Annotated in this window: 12 protein-coding genes; 5 read left to right on the forward strand and 7 right to left on the reverse strand. The window is 67.3% G+C overall.

Annotation, left to right across the window (positions count from 1 at the left end):
* Window positions 1–123 precede the first annotated feature (123 nt).
* Together ABLE94_RS10625 and ABLE94_RS10630 are read left to right on the forward strand one after the other, a co-directional pair.
* The gene (locus ABLE94_RS10625) at window positions 124–1,011 is read left to right on the forward strand and encodes an enoyl-CoA hydratase-related protein (protein ID WP_348808713.1); all 888 of its coding nucleotides are present in this window, start codon (window positions 124–126) and stop codon (window positions 1,009–1,011) included.
* Between the two features lie 94 nt (window positions 1,012–1,105).
* Window positions 1,106–2,038: an SGNH/GDSL hydrolase family protein gene (locus ABLE94_RS10630; protein ID WP_348804651.1), complete on the forward strand. Its 933-nt coding sequence runs from the start codon at window positions 1,106–1,108 to the stop codon at window positions 2,036–2,038.
* A gap of 310 nt (window positions 2,039–2,348) precedes the next feature.
* Here the strand turns inward: ABLE94_RS10630 and ABLE94_RS10635 are convergent, their stop codons facing one another.
* Both ABLE94_RS10635 and ABLE94_RS10640 read right to left on the reverse strand, forming a co-directional pair.
* Window positions 2,349–3,731, reverse strand: a complete 1,383-nt coding sequence (locus tag ABLE94_RS10635; RefSeq protein WP_348804652.1) for an acyltransferase — start codon at window positions 3,729–3,731, stop codon at window positions 2,349–2,351.
* A gap of 454 nt (window positions 3,732–4,185) precedes the next feature.
* Window positions 4,186–5,466 carry an MFS transporter gene (locus ABLE94_RS10640; RefSeq protein WP_348804653.1) on the reverse strand — a complete coding sequence of 427 codons (1,281 nt, stop codon included), beginning with the start codon at window positions 5,464–5,466 and terminating at the stop codon, window positions 4,186–4,188.
* A gap of 66 nt (window positions 5,467–5,532) precedes the next feature.
* Here ABLE94_RS10640 and ABLE94_RS10645 point away from each other — a divergent pair, with 66 nt between their 5' ends.
* Window positions 5,533–6,225, forward strand: a complete 693-nt coding sequence (locus ABLE94_RS10645; protein ID WP_348804654.1) for a GntR family transcriptional regulator — start codon at window positions 5,533–5,535, stop codon at window positions 6,223–6,225.
* Window positions 6,226–6,558: 333 nt separating this feature from the next.
* On the opposite strand, the gene ABLE94_RS10650 is transcribed toward ABLE94_RS10645, so the two are convergent.
* The 3 genes from ABLE94_RS10650 to ABLE94_RS10660 are packed head-to-tail and all read right to left on the reverse strand — an operon-like array spanning window position 6,559 to window position 8,962.
* Window positions 6,559–7,383, reverse strand: coding sequence for an HpcH/HpaI aldolase/citrate lyase family protein (locus ABLE94_RS10650; protein WP_348808714.1), 825 nt, complete (start codon window positions 7,381–7,383; stop codon window positions 6,559–6,561).
* Window positions 7,383–8,252 carry an HTD2 family dehydratase gene (locus tag ABLE94_RS10655; RefSeq protein WP_348808715.1) on the reverse strand — a complete coding sequence of 290 codons (870 nt, stop codon included), beginning with the start codon at window positions 8,250–8,252 and terminating at the stop codon, window positions 7,383–7,385. Before ABLE94_RS10655 ends, ABLE94_RS10650 begins: the two co-directional genes overlap by 1 nt.
* Before the next feature lie 59 nt (window positions 8,253–8,311).
* On the reverse strand, window positions 8,312–8,962 hold the full coding sequence (locus ABLE94_RS10660) for a pentapeptide repeat-containing protein (RefSeq protein WP_348804657.1): 651 nt from the start codon (window positions 8,960–8,962) through the stop codon (window positions 8,312–8,314).
* Between the two features lie 135 nt (window positions 8,963–9,097).
* Between ABLE94_RS10660 and ABLE94_RS10665 the strand changes: the two genes are divergently transcribed.
* A complete protein-coding gene (locus tag ABLE94_RS10665) occupies window positions 9,098–10,789 on the forward strand; it encodes an AMP-binding protein (RefSeq protein ID WP_348808716.1) in 1,692 nt (563 codons plus the stop codon).
* A gap of 3 nt (window positions 10,790–10,792) precedes the next feature.
* Here ABLE94_RS10665 and ABLE94_RS10670 read toward each other — a convergent pair whose 3' ends face one another.
* Entirely contained in the window at window positions 10,793–11,737 is a 945-nt protein-coding gene (locus tag ABLE94_RS10670; protein ID WP_348808717.1) for a GlxA family transcriptional regulator, read from the reverse strand.
* 157 nt (window positions 11,738–11,894) lie between these two features.
* Between ABLE94_RS10670 and ABLE94_RS10675 the strand changes: the two genes are divergently transcribed.
* Entirely contained in the window at window positions 11,895–12,539 is a 645-nt protein-coding gene (locus ABLE94_RS10675; RefSeq protein ID WP_348804660.1) for an isochorismatase family protein, read from the forward strand.
* Window positions 12,540–12,578: 39 nt separating this feature from the next.
* Here ABLE94_RS10675 and ABLE94_RS10680 read toward each other — a convergent pair whose 3' ends face one another.
* Window positions 12,579–14,063 (reverse strand): aldehyde dehydrogenase family protein, encoded by a 1,485-nt coding sequence (locus ABLE94_RS10680; protein WP_348804661.1) that lies wholly within the window; start codon window positions 14,061–14,063, stop codon window positions 12,579–12,581.
* Window positions 14,064–14,112: the final 49 nt, after the last annotated feature.

Consider the following 14,112-nt stretch of genomic DNA (forward strand, 5'->3'; position numbering starts at 1 on the left):
CACGACGCCCGCTGTGTTCCCCGATGGGGACGCGGCGGGCGTCGTCGTTTCCCGACCCGGGTCCACCACCCGGAGCCATTCACTACTCTGGCTACCGGCAACCGATCGAGGAGACTGCGCACCGTGACCACCGAATCCGACCATCGCGACCCGACGTCCGGCGAAACCGGCGCCGAGGCGCCGATCATCGTGACCCGCGACGACGAGATCACGATCATCACCCTCAACCGGCCGGATCGGCTCAACGCCTTCACCTCCCAGATGGGTGATCAGCTGATGGCCACCCTCGATGACACCGATGCCGACGATTCCGTGCGTGCCGTGGTCATCACCGGCGCGGGCCGGGCGTTCTGCGCCGGAGCCGATCTCGGAGCCGGCGCATCGACATTCGAGCTCACCGAGGAGGCCGCCGGAGAGGTGCCCCGCGACTACGGGGGCCGCGTCTCACTACGCATCTTCGAATCGCTCAAGCCGGTCGTGATGGCCGTCAACGGGCCGTCGGCCGGCGTGGGTGTGACGATGACGCTGCCCGCCGACGCGCGGATCGCGTCGGAGAACGCCCGATTCGGATTCGTCTTCGCCAAGCGCGGGCTCGTCCCCGAGGCCTGTTCGACGTGGTTCCTGCCGCGTCTCGTGGGCCTTCCCACCGCGCTGCATTGGACGCTCGGGGCGCAGATGGTCAGTGCCGCCGAGGCGCTCGACGCCGGGCTGGTGCAGCAGGTCGTCGCACCCGAGGAGGTCGTCGACACCGCGATCGCGGTGGCTCGGTCGATGACGGCCGGGTCCGCACCGGTGTCGGTGGCGCTGACCCGTCAACTGCTGTGGCGGATGGCCGGTGCGCCGAGTCCGTGGGACGCGCATCGTGCCGATTCGACGGCGATCTACGCGCGCGGCCGCATGGCCGACGTCCACGAGGGCGTGATGTCGTTCCTCGAGAAGCGAGATCCGGTGTTCACCGACTCGGTCGCGACGGACCTACCCGACATCTTCGACACACCCACCGGGTGGTGAGTCGGCGGTTCGCCAGAAGTTCTTGTCGGCGTGGTCAACCCAACACGGGTCGCGTCGTGGGTTCGGGCGCCGCGTGTGTGAGACTTGGACGGTTATGTCTCGAGCCTTGATCGGTCGTATCGCGACGGCCTGCGGAGCCCTGGTGGCCGCGGGCGTCGTCGTGCTGTCCGGGAGTTCGGGGCTGGCGTCGCACACCGAGGCGGCGCCATCGGTGCGTACCGCGGCGCAGCACGAGACCGAGACGCCGGTGAACGTCAGTGCGCCCGCCCCGCAGAAGTATGTGGCACTGGGCAGTTCGTACGCCGCCGGACCCGGAGGCATCGAATCGTTGAGCAATCGGTGCCTGCGTTCACCCGACAACTATCCGAATCAGGTCGCCACCGCCCTCGGGATGAGCCTGGTGGACGCGACATGTTCGGGATCGACGTCGGACAACATCCTCGACCGTCCGCAGCGGTTCACCCCGAATCCGCAGATCGACGCGGTGACCCCGGAGACCTCGCTGGTCACCATCACCACCGGCGGCAACGACGTCGGCTACATCCAACGGCTGATCGCGATGAGTTGCCGCAACGTCGCGCCGGAGGTTGCCAAAGAGGTCGCGGCGCGCACATGCAATCTCGGCCATCCGATCCCGGCCGAACCCGGGCCGGAACGGTACGCCGCCGTCGAGCAGAAGATGATCGCCACGGTCTTCGCGGTGCGCCAGCGCGCACCGCAGGCCCGCATCCTGCTGGTCGACTACCCGCCGGCCGTCGTGCTCGGCGGACCCACCTGCGCCAAGCTGCCCCTGTCGCCGAGCGAGATCGAGGCCACGATCCGCGTCTTCGACGGCCTGGCGATGGTCACCGCCGCCGCGGCCCAGATCTCGGGCGCCGAACTCATCACGGCGTCTTCCGCCGGCGCCGACCACACGGTCTGCTCAACGGACCCGTGGCTGCGGGGATTCGAGACGCCCGTGCCCTACCACCCGAATTCCGCAGGTAAGGCCGCCGTCGCCGCGATGATCGTCAACGCAGTTCGCTGAGCTCTCCCGTTCCCCGTCGAGTGGGCGCTGTTTCGCGTCGAGTGGGCGCTCTTTCCCGTCGAGTGGGCGCTGTTTCGGGTTGAGTGGGCGCTGTTTCGTGTCGAGTGGGCGCTGTTTCGCGTCGAGTGGGTGCCCCCGAACCGTTGACAGCGCTCTCGAGGACGTTGACAGCGCTCTCGTGGTCGTTGACAGCGCTCTCGTGGTCGTTGACAGCGCTCAAGTGAGCGCTGTCAGTGGTGGGGAGAGCGCTGTCAGTGGGGGGAGAGCGCTGTCAACAGCTCTCAGCCCCGAGCCTTCGGCCCCGCAGGTCTCAGACCGCTTGCTCGACGAACTCGTGATCGCGGTGGCGGACCTGACGCCAGTACACCAGGCCCATCGAGAAGATCAGGAAGGCGCCGGTGAGGGCGACGAGGTTGCCCGCCCACATGTCGAAGCCGAATCGCAGGATGAGTCCCAGCACGATCGCGGCCGCACCGACGAGAACGGACCGCGTCGCGTTCTGGGAGCGCCAGTCGATGCGGTTGCGGCCGGTGGTGATCAGGCTGATCGGGCTGCGACGCAGGGTCTCGACCATGAAGACGGTCAGCGCCACGGTCGCGACGTATGCGATGAGCACTCGGGGCACAGCCGGCATGTCGGGGTCGGCGATCTGTGGCATCAGTGCGTAGATCGCGAGCGCATGGGCGAGGTAGATGCCGAAGGACCGGTCCGAGGCGGTCTTCATCAGCTTGTCGGGGATGGAACCGGGGTGGCGCCGTTCCTGCCAGATGGTGCCGAGACTGTAGAGGATCACGATGATCGCGATGAACGCCCACAGGTTGTGCAGCATGAACACGTTGGTCGCGCGGAACAGATTCTCGCCCTGGTCGACCGTGTACAGGTAGTACAGCCAGGTCCCGAAGATCACGACGGCACCGATCACCATCATGTGGATGCGCCAGCGCTTCACGAACGCCTGCACGGCCTCGTAGTGCATGGCGGCCACGCAGCCGGCGAAGATGAAGAACTGATACGGGAAGATCAGCACCTCGAGGTGACGCCAGATGACTCCCTGGAGCCCCCAGGTGAGGAACGACAGCGGCGGCCGGACCATCAGGTACATCATCGTCATCTGGATGACGAAGCTCAGGCCCAAGAGGTATCGGTGATAACCCCAGGTCCGCTTGAGGACCCAGAGGACCGCCGGGAACACCAGATAGATCTGCATGCTCACCGACAGGAAGTACAGGTGGTAGGCGGCGTGGCCGGTGAGGAGGTCGTAGCCGATGCTCTTCACCGATTGTTTGACGGCGTCGACGCTGTTCCAGGCGTCGACGATCGATTGCACACCGTGGAAGTGATATCGCACGTAGAACCAGTAGAAGAGACTCCACGTCAGGAAGGGCAGGCCGATGAGTTTGAAGCGGCGTCGCCAGAACGGGATCGTCTGCAGTTCACGCTTGCGGTACTGATAGGTCAGCACGAAGCCGGTGAGAGTGAAGAATCCGTAGCGGGTGTAGCGCAGGAAGAGTTCGACGGCGCCCGCCGCGACGCTCGTCGGTGCGGTGACGGTGAGCATGACGTGATCGAGGATCACGCCGCCGAAGGTCACCAGACGAACGAGGTCGATCTGGTAGAGGTGCTTGTCGCGCTTGGTGGCGGGAGTTGCCGCAGCCTCGGTCTCCGGAGCACCGGTCGTTGCAGGCTTGGTCACCGATACCGACGGTGTGGCCGCGTCAGAGGATGCAGCATTAGATGACGTGGTGTCCGACGAGGCAGGTGGGGTGCCGGTCGATGGCTGTTCGGTGACGATCGGGGACCCTCCATCCAAGTCTTCGCACGACCACAATTCTTCGCACGGCGCAGTGGGTGAGGCTACTCCGTGTTGCTGGGAGAACCGAAGTCGGTCGGCCGTCGGGGCACTCCACAACCGTCGCTGTGGGGGGACGTCGCGGCGCTGTCCCTGTCGATCGCCCGATCAGCAGTCTCCCTGCCATCCTGACATCAAATATGCAGGAAGGCGGGGACGCGGCGCCCGACCGACTCGCCGCGATTCCGGCCTGCCGCACGTCGCGCGACGACCCTGCCGTGATGTGACGCATCCCACTGCGACGGCTCGTCCCTCCCGTCACTCGTGACCCGGGGCGAGTTCGGCCGGCGACTGGCGCTCACGACGTCGTCCGCACCATCCTGGGCGTCGGGGTCTCCGTTCGACGTTGGGCGACGACGCCGATCACCGCGGCCACGAAGCAGGCCGCGGCGCCGACCGCGAGGCCGGTACGCGGGTCGGCGACCTCGCTGATCCACCCGATGATCGGCCCACCGATGGGCGTCGATCCCATGAAGGCGACCGACCACAGCGCCATCACCCGACCGCGCATATGCGGTTCCGAGTTGAGCTGCAACGTGGCATTGCCGGTCGACATGAACGAGACACTGAGCCAGCCGACGAAGAAGAGCGCGACGATCGCCATCCACAGGTGCGGGACGGCGGCGGTGACGGCGATGGTGACCCCGAAGCCTGCCGCGGCGATGGTCAACGTGCGCAATCCGGTGGTTCCCCGCGCGGCCACGAGCAGGCCGCCGACGACCGCGCCGACACCCATCGCGGCGGTCATGAATCCGAAGGCCTGCGGTCCGCCGCCGAACGAGTCGCGTGCGGCCGCGGGCAACGACACCTGGAACTCGTAGGCCAGCGTGCCGACGAGGGCCATCATCGCCAGTGGCACCCACAGCAGCGGCTTTCCGGATACGTACCGAAGTCCCTCGCGCAGTTGACCTTTACCGCGCTTGATGGGTTTCTCATGGGCGATGTCGGCGGTGCGCATCGCGATCAGCGACACCACGACGGCGACGAAGCTGGCCGCGTTCACCGCGAAGCACCAACCGGCACCGACCGCGGCGAGCATGACGCCGGCGACCGCCGGGCCCACCGCGCGGGCGGCGTTGACCATCACCGAGTTGAGGGTGACGGCATTGCGGATGAGGGATTCGCCGACGATCTGGTGGATGAAGGCCTGGCGGGCCGGATTCTCGAAGGCGTTGTTGAGCCCCAACAGCACCGCCAGCACTCCGACGTGCCACACCTGCACCCAGCCGCCGAGGGTGAGGACCGCGAGGACGGCCGCCAGCAGACCCATCACCGACTGGAGCGCGATCATCAGCTTCCGTCGATCCACCCGGTCGGCGACCACCCCCGCATACGGTCCGAGCACCAGGATCGGAACGGCCTGCAGGGCGACGATGACGCCGAGGACCGCCGACGACCCGCTGAGCGTGAGGACCAACCAGGCCTGGGCGGTGGCCTGCATCCAGGTGCCGACCAACGACAGGGCCTGCCCGCCGAAATAGAGGCGGTAGTTGTGGATTCGCAGGGAGGAGAACACTCCCGAGTCCGATGCCTGCGGGGAAACCCCGGCGGTGGTCTCGGGTGCGCGGCGCTCAGACATCGGCTCCACTGTAGGCACGGTCGACGGCGGGGAACCTCGGACGAGCCTGTGTATAGTCTATAGACTATGCCCGATCAGGGGCCGACGGGCCGATCATCCTCCGCGGCGGTATCGCCACGCCGTCGTCGCCCCCGACTATCCGACGAGGTCTCGGAATATGTGCGTGAACTCATCGTGTCGGGGCAATTGCAACCCGGCGAGTTCATCCGGCCGGAGAACGTCGCCGAGGAACTCGGGGTGTCGGCGACCCCGGCGCGGGAGGGTCTGCTCTCGCTGCAGACGGAGGGGATGCTGCGGGTCGAGCCGCGGCGCGGATTCGTCGTCGCGCCCCTGAGTAGCGCCGACATCGAGGATGTGTTCGCCGGTCAGGCGTTGTTGGCCGGCGAACTCGCCGCCCGGGCCTCCGCGAACATCGACGACGCCGGGCTCACCGCCCTCGAGGCGATCCAGTCCGATCTGGAATCGGCGGCCGACCGCGGCGACAACGACGAGGTGGAGCGTCTCAACCACGAGTTCCATCGTCGGATCTACCGCACCGCCGACTCTCCCAAGCTGTCGTGGATGATCAAGTCGTCTCTCAGCTACGCACCTCGACGATTCTTCGCCTCGGTCGAGGGATGGCCGCAGGCGTCGGCCGATGATCACCGCGCCATCCTCGACGGATTGCGCCGCGGGGACGCCGGGGCGGTACGCGAGTCCATGGCCGAACACGTCCGCAAGGCCGGTCGGCTGCTCGCCGACAATCGCCGCGAGGAGTAGCGGCCGGTTCTTCCGCCGGCCGAGTCGTCCTTCCGTTGGTCGGGCCGTTGTCCCGCCGATCGAGCCGTGACCCTGCCGGTGGAGCCGTGACCCCGCGGGTGGAGCCACTACCCCGCCGGTCGAGCCTCCTTCTCCCGCCGGTGAGGAGCGCAAGCCGCCGCGTTGAGCTCCGTCGAAACGACGAGCCGTGTCGAGGCCTCCGCAGGCTGCAGCTGGTACGCAATGACATTGGCGCACTGGGCAAGTGATCGACAGTCGTCGTTCCTCCTCCCGCCGGTCGAGCCGTAACCCGTTGGTCGAACCGGTGAGAAGCGTGAGCGAGCGCTGATGAAGTCAGCGACTCACCGAAGCCAGGATCCGTTCTGCGCGTGCCACGACGGGCGGATCCACCATGTGGCCGTCCACTGCGACCGCTGCGGAGCCGAGCCCGGCCGCCTCGAGAATAGAACGTGCCCAGGCGATCTGGTCGTCGGTAGGCGCAAGGCAGTCGTGCACCGCCGCCACCTGGGCGGGGTGGATGCACAGCTTGCCGGGCATGCCTATGCGCGCGGCGTACCGCACGTCGTCGACGAGGACGTCGGGTTCGCGCAGGGCCGTGGTCACACCGTCGATCGGTGCGGCGATACCCGCTGCGGCACTGGCTAGCACGAGTCCGGAGCGCGCGAACAACAGCGCCTCACGGTCATTGGGGTCGACGCCGATGTCGACGGCGAAATCGATCGCGCCGAAGCCGAGTCGGACCACCGCGTCGAGCTCGGCGAGGGCGCCCGCGTTGCCGATTCCGCGCGCGGTCTCGATCAGGGCGATCACCGATGCGGATGTGGCCGCTCCGACCGCGGCCACCGCGTCGGCGTCGGTCGCCTTGGCGAGGACGACGGACGCCTGAAGCTGTTGTGCGAGAGCGACATCGTCGTCGTGCCAGGGTGTCTGTGCGGCATTGATGCGAATCAATGCCGAATTCCCGGCGCCGAACCAGTCGGCGATGTGCTCGCGGGCCGCCGGTTTGTCGGCGGGGGATACCGCGTCCTCGAGGTCGACGATCACGACGTCGGCGCCGGCCGCGGCGGCCTTGTCGAATCGTTCCGGACGATCGCCCGGAACGAAGAGGAATGTCCGTGCGGTGCGGATCTTTTCGGCGATGCTGACCTGGTTGCTCATCAGAACGATCCTCGTCCGGACACATGCACCGTGTCGCCTCCGGTGACGACGCGCAGTGCGATGTCACCGCCGGTGTCGGTGGCCTCCACCCGGAACCGGTCACCGATGAAGAGCGGGCGTTGAAGCCGGAACTCGAAGTCGCGCAGGGACTCTCCACCTCGGCGGCTGCGTACCAGTTCGGCCATGTAGGTGGCCAGCAGCGGACCATGCACCACCAGGTCGGGGTAACCCTCGACCTCCGTCACATACGGGCGGTCATAGTGGATGCGGTGGGCGTTGGAGGTCAGCGCGGAGTAGCGGAACAGCGTGGGGGTGGTCGGGGTCGGTTCCGTCGACCACTGTGCGGTGGACGCGCCCAACTCCGACGACGGGCGCTCGAACGGGCGCGAATGCCCGGAGTCGCTGCGGTACACCAGGTTCTGTTCTTCGACGAGGCGCGGTTCGTCGTCGCCGTCCTGGCGGTACTCCGATCGCACGGTCACAAACAGCATGTCGCCCGTGCGTCCGGTCTTCTCGGTGATCGCGGCGATCGAGGATCGCTTCTCGGTCGGGACGCCGAGACGCAGCGGCCCGGTGGAGGTGATCCGCGACCCGGCGAACATGCGGCGCCGGTCGGGGATCGGCGGGAGGAAGTGGCCATCCGCGGGGTGTCCGTCGGCTCCGAGGTCCGCCGTCGGCGGCCACTCCGAGAAGTACACCCAATGCCACGGGATGGGGAGTGCGTCTTCCGGCCCGAAGGTCTCGCCGGTGTCCAGGGTGGCGGCGAGTCGGCTCGCCTGGGCCGGATCGAGGATGTCGGTCTCGACGATCGGTGCGGGGTGCCAACCGGCGACGTGGTCGCGAAGCGTTCGCTGCACGGTGTCCGACATGGTGATGCCTCCTGGTCTCGCTGACGACTGTAAAAAATAGTCTATAGAACAGGCGGCGCTCAGTCGACCTCGACGCCCAGATGGGCGGCGAACAGTCCTGCGAATCCGATGAGCTGTTCGCCGTCGATGGTGGTCCCGGACAGTCCGTCCAGGTGCCGCAGCGTGCCCACCCGCGCCCCGCGCAGGTCGAGATCGGTGAGCTTCGCGCGGTGCACATCGATGGCCCCGACGGTGCAGTCCTCGAACGCCAGGCGGGAGAGGGCGGCGTCGCCGAGGTCGATCTCGCCGACGGTGCAGTCCCGGAAGAGCACATCCCGGACGTCGGCGCCGCGCAGATTCAGCAGGTCGACCTTGCAACCCTCGACGACCATTCCGCGGACCCTTGCGTCGAACATGTCGAGCGCGCCGAACCGGCAACGCGACATGTGCAGATTGCGGAGAGTGCTGCGCGGCAACGACAATCGCCCCACCTGGAGCTGGGTGAGCACGGAGTCGGCGATGCGCGATGCACTCAGGTCGGCGCCGTCGAAGATCACCGATCGCACCTCACAATCGGTGAGGGCCACACCCATCAGGTCCCGATCGGTGAGGTCCAGATCGCGGAACGACGTCATCTCGACGGACGCGTCGGGGGAGAGGGCGGCATCGTCACCTGTCTCGTAGGTGGTCGTCCGCGGGTGGTCCTCGACGCGTGGAGGTCGTGTCGTCATCGTTCGAGCATGGCCCATCGAACCGACACGACCGCGCCGACCCACCCACCTCTCCCGGCGGCCCGATGGTGTCTCATCGAGCGACCCCTCTTCGGGGGGTGTCGGGACCGGCGTGTGACGTGGATCATGTCGTCCATGACGAGTAACACCGACCTCTACCGCGCCGGGCGCGACCAGATGATCAGTCTCATCTCCGACTACGACAAGGCCGTCGCCGAGTTCCGGTGGCCGGAACTGTCCGGTCGCTTCAACTGGGCGACGGACTGGTTCGACGTCATCGCCCGCGACAACGACTCCGTCGCCCTGTGGATCACCGAGCAGGACGGGTCGGAGGTGACGGTCACCTTCGCCGAGATGGCGCAGCGTTCCGATCGCGTCGCCACCTGGCTGCGGGGCCTGGGCATCGGCAAGGGGGATCGCGTCATCCTGATGCTCGGCAATCAGGTCGAGTTGTGGGAGGCGATGCTGGCCGTGCTGAAACTCGGTGCGATCGTCATGCCGACGACTGCGGCGCTCGGCCCGGAGGATCTGCGCGACCGCATCGACCGCGGGCAGGCGCGTGCGGTGATCGCCAACGCCGCCGACACACCGAAGTTCGACGACCTCGACGGCGACTATCTCCGGATCGTCGTCGGATCGCCGGCACCGGGCTGGGTCGGGTACGCCGACGCCGGAGAATCGGAGTCGGCCGGTCCGTTCGAGGCGGTCACCGACGTCGACGATCCGATGCTGATCTACTTCACCTCGGGTACCACCAGCCGGCCGAAGCTGGTCGAGCACTCCCAAACCAGTTACGCCGTCGGGCATTTCACCACCATGGCGTGGATCGGGTTGCGCCCCGGTGACGTTCACCTCGCGATCAGTTCACCGGGGTGGGCCAAGCATGCGTGGAGCTGTTTCTTCGCACCGTGGATCGCGGAATCCACCATCTTCGTCTACAACTACGGCCGGTTCGACGCGGCGGCCCTGATGGATCAACTCCGCCGCGCGAAGGTGAGCACCTTCTGCGCACCACCCACGGTGTGGCGCATGCTGATCCAGGCCGACCTCGGCCAACGTCCGGACGCGTTGCGCGAACTGCTCGGCGCGGGTGAACCGTTGAACCCCGACGTGATCCGTCAGGTCGAAGACTCGTGGGGACTGACGATCCGGGACGGCTTCGGGCAGACGGAGACGACGCTGCAGGTCGGCAACACGCCGGGGCAGCCGGTGAAGTCGGGATCGATGGGCCGCCCGATGCCGGGAGTGCCGGTGGTGCTGGTGGATCCGCTGACCGGCGAACTCGCCGACGAGGGCGAGATCTGCCTGGACCTGTCGCAGCATCCGAAGAATCTGATGACCGGATACCTCGGCGATCCGGAGCGCAACGAGGCCGTGATGGCCGGCGGTTACTACCACACCGGTGATGTGGCGCAACGGGATTCCGATGGCTACATCACATACGTCGGCCGCACCGACGATGTGTTCAAGTCCTCGGACTACAAGGTGTCACCCTTCGAACTCGAAAGCGTGCTCATCGAACATCCGGCCGTGGTCGAGGCCGCCGTCGTACCCCAACCCGACGACACCCGGCTCGCGATCCCGAAAGCCTATGTGACTCTGGCGCAGGGCTGGGAGCCCACCGCCGAGACCGCGCGCGCGATCCTCGAGTACTCCCGCGATCACCTCGCCCCGTACCTGAAGGTGCGGCGGGTGGAGTTCTTCGAACTCCCCAAGACGATCTCGGGCAAGATCCGCCGCGTCGAACTCCAGCAGCGGGAGAGTGTCGCACACCGGGATTCGGTGCAGATCGCCACCGAGTACCGCTATGAGGATCTCGTGGACTGATCCTCATCGGAACTGGCTGCGGAAACGTGACGGCGGTACCCCGAACTGCGCGGTGAAATTCTGGCGGAGCGTCACCTCGCTGCCGAAGCCGCAGGTGTGGGCGATCATTCGCAGATCGAGGTCGGTGGTCTCGAGGAGTTGCCGGGCGCGGTCAAGCCGTTGCCGGGTCACCCATCGTGCCGGCGTGGTGCCGGTCTCGCTCCGGAAATGGCGGATGAGGCTTCGCCGGCTCATGCCGGCGTGGTCGGCCAGCACCGCGACAGAGAGGTTGTGGTTGAGCCGCCCGACCGCCCACTGCATGACCGTGCTCATGGATGCCTCGGAATCGACTGCGGTGACCGGGTTCTCGATGTACTGCGCCTGACCGCCGTCGCGATGCGGTGCCACCACCATGCGACGGGCCACCCGGTTGGCCAGGTCCACTCCGCTGCGGCGGCGCAGCAGATGCAGGCAGGCGTCGACCGCCGAGACGGTACCGGCCGAGGTGATCACGTCGCCGTGGTCGATGTAAAGCACGGAGTCGTCGACCGAGCCGCAACGGCCGCGGCCGAGCAGGGTGTCGGTGCCCAGCCAATGTGTCACGGCCGCACGGCCTTCCAGCAAGCCGGCGTCGGCGACCGCGATGGCGCCCAGGCACAGCCCGGCGACCACCGCGCCGCGTGCATGCGCGCGCACGAGGATCTCACGCAGATCCTCGCCGATCTCGGGTGTGGACTCCGGCCACGACGGAATGATCACGACGTCGGCGTCGTCGGCGGTGGTGGGCCCGGCGATGCCGGACAGCCGTGTTCCGCCGGCCACCTCGACGCTCCCGGTGCCGGTCGAGAACAACGTGACCGACCACGCCGCCGGGTCGTCGGCGATTACGGCGGCCTCGCCGAACACCATCTGCGGGGCGGCGACGTGGAACAGACTCACACCGTCGAAGACGAAGATCGCGACGTGCATCCGTCGGCTCCTTTCGGCGCTGCGCGTCGCGCCCACGGGTGGCGCGTTTCCATCGCACTGTGGCATTCGTGCCACTTCTGCGCCCGACGATACCGCAGCAGACTGCAGTGCACGGTGAGGAAATCCGTTCTCGCCGAACACCGGAAGAGGATGTCCCATGACCGCACCGAAGCGCGCCCTTGTCATCGTCGATGTGCAGAACGACTACTTCGACGGACCGATGCAGATCCAGTACCCGCCGCGGGACGAGTCGCTGGCCAACATCGCGCGGGCGATCGACGCGGCCGTTGCGGCGGGGCTGCCGGTGGTGGCGCTGCAGCACACGTTGCCCGCCGACTTCCCGGTCTATGCCGAGGGATCGGAGGGATGGAAGCTTCATCCCGAGGTGGCGCGGCGCGTCGGCGACGACTGGTTGGTCGCCACCAAACAGTTCGGGACCGTCTTCGGTGGCACCGAGGTGGCGCAGTGGCTCGCCGACCGTGACGTCGACACCATCACCATCGTCGGCTATATGACGAACAACTGTGACCTCGCCACCGCCGCCGAGGCCGAGGTGCGCGGATTGAGCGCGGAGATCCTGTCCGATGCCACCGGTGCGGTGCACCTGGCCAACGGTGCCGGATCGGTCTCTGCCGAACAGTTGCACACGACGCTGATGGTGTTGTTCCACTCCAACTTTGCCGCCGTCGCGTCGACCGACGAGTGGCTTACCGCGCTCGGTGATGGACGCGCCCTGGACAAGGGCAATCTGGTGGAATCGGCGATCGCGGGTGCGCAGAGCAACGAACCGGCACGCGCCTGATGGGCGTCACCCGCCGCGCATCTCAGATGCCCGACCGACCTACCGCCGCGCGATCCAGGTCGTCTTGAGTCCGGTGAACTTGTCGATGGCGTGCACGGAGAGGTCGGACCCGAATCCCGATCCCTTGAAGCCGCCGAACGGGGTCCCCGGAGACAGGGCGTCGACGGTGTTGACCGACACCGTTCCGGCGTGCAGGGCATCCGAAACACGCAAGGCCCGATCGAGATCGGCGGTCCACACCGATGCTGCGAGACCGTAGTCGGTGTCATTGGCCATGGCGATGGCCTGCTCCTCGGTGTCGAACGGGATGATCGCGAGCAGCGGGCCGAAGATCTCCTCGGTGATGACCGTCGAGTCCGCCGGCAGGTCGGTGGCGACGGTGGGCTCCATGAAGAACCCGGCGTCTCCGATTCGGTTGCCGCCGAGAATGATCCGACCTTCCGATCGTGCCCGTTCGACATAGCGGAGGACAAGGTCGAGCTGCTTGCGCGACACCATCGCGCCGGTGGTCGAGGACGGATCCAGCGGATCGCCGGGCCGATACGCCGCGGCCTTCGCCACGAGGGTCGCGGCGAACTCGTCGGCGATCTCCCGCTGCACGAGGAGTCGACTGTTGGCCGAACACACCTCACCCTGGTTGCCGAAGATCCCGAAACACGCCATCTCCGCAGCGGATTCGAGGTCGCCGCAGTCGGCGAAGACGATGTTGGGGCTCTTGCCGCCGCACTCGAGCCACACCTGCTTCATGTTGGATTCGGCGCTGTAGGCCAAGAACTTCTTGCCGACCTCGGCCGACCCGGTGAACGTCAGGCAATCGACGTCGGGGTGCAGGCCCAGGGCACGTCCGGCAGTGGCCCCGAGACCGGGTACGACGTTGAGGACGCCGCTCGGGATGCCCGCCTCGAGGGCGATCTCGGCCATCCGCAGCGCCGACAGCGGTGATTCCTCGGCGGGTTTGAGGACGACCGAATTACCGGCTGCCAGCGCCGGCGCGAGCTTCCACGCGGCGATGTCGAGGGGGAAGTTCCACGGAACCACCGCACCCACCACGCCCAGGGGTACGCGTCGGACCATGGCCACACTGCCGTCGGCGGTGGGTGGGAGCTCACCGGGGATCTTGTCGATGACCTCGCCGTAGTAGCGGAACACCGCGGCCGCGCCGGGCACCTCGACGTCGATCGAGTCGCGGATGGCCTTGCCCATCTCCAGGGTCACCAGGAGCGCGAGTTCGTCGGCGTGCTCGACGAGCAGATCCGCGAAGCGGATGAGGATCGCGCCACGGTCGGCGGCGGAGCGACGCGACCAGCGGCCGTCGTCGAAGGCCCGCCGTGCGGCGTCCACCGCGGCGTCGATGTCGGCCTCCGCACCGGCGGCGACAGCGACGAGGACATCCCCGGTGGCCGGGTTGATGACATCGAAGGTGTCTTCCGAGACCGCGGGAACCGGACGACCGTCGATGACGGCGTCGGTCGGCAGTTTGAGGCCGGCCGCGCGGGCGTGCCAATCGATCGTGAGTGCAGACATGCACCCATGGTGACCGACTCGGCCATGAAGCAACAGATCCTGTCGAGCC

The organism is Gordonia sp. VNK1 (assembly GCF_040049135.1).
Taxonomy (GTDB): Bacteria; Actinomycetota; Actinomycetes; order Mycobacteriales; family Mycobacteriaceae; genus Gordonia; species Gordonia oleivorans.

Bases quoted from the DNA above. Each gene is read 5' to 3' on its own strand.
- ABLE94_RS10630 (WP_348804651.1), top strand. From the start codon at position 1,106: ATGTCTCGAGCCTTGATCGGTCGTATCGCGACGGCCTGCGGAGCCCTG.
- ABLE94_RS10640 (WP_348804653.1), bottom strand. From the start codon at position 5,466: ATGTCTGAGCGCCGCGCACCCGAGACCACCGCCGGGGTTTCCCCGCAG.
- ABLE94_RS10645 (WP_348804654.1), top strand. From the start codon at position 5,533: ATGCCCGATCAGGGGCCGACGGGCCGATCATCCTCCGCGGCGGTATCG.
- ABLE94_RS10650 (WP_348808714.1), bottom strand. From the start codon at position 7,383: ATGAGCAACCAGGTCAGCATCGCCGAAAAGATCCGCACCGCACGGACA.
- ABLE94_RS10655 (WP_348808715.1), bottom strand. From the start codon at position 8,252: ATGTCGGACACCGTGCAGCGAACGCTTCGCGACCACGTCGCCGGTTGG.
- ABLE94_RS10660 (WP_348804657.1), bottom strand. From the start codon at position 8,962: ATGACGACACGACCTCCACGCGTCGAGGACCACCCGCGGACGACCACC.
- ABLE94_RS10665 (WP_348808716.1), top strand. From the start codon at position 9,098: ATGACGAGTAACACCGACCTCTACCGCGCCGGGCGCGACCAGATGATC.
- ABLE94_RS10670 (WP_348808717.1), bottom strand. From the start codon at position 11,737: ATGCACGTCGCGATCTTCGTCTTCGACGGTGTGAGTCTGTTCCACGTC.
- ABLE94_RS10675 (WP_348804660.1), top strand. From the start codon at position 11,895: ATGACCGCACCGAAGCGCGCCCTTGTCATCGTCGATGTGCAGAACGAC.
- ABLE94_RS10680 (WP_348804661.1), bottom strand. From the start codon at position 14,063: ATGTCTGCACTCACGATCGATTGGCACGCCCGCGCGGCCGGCCTCAAA.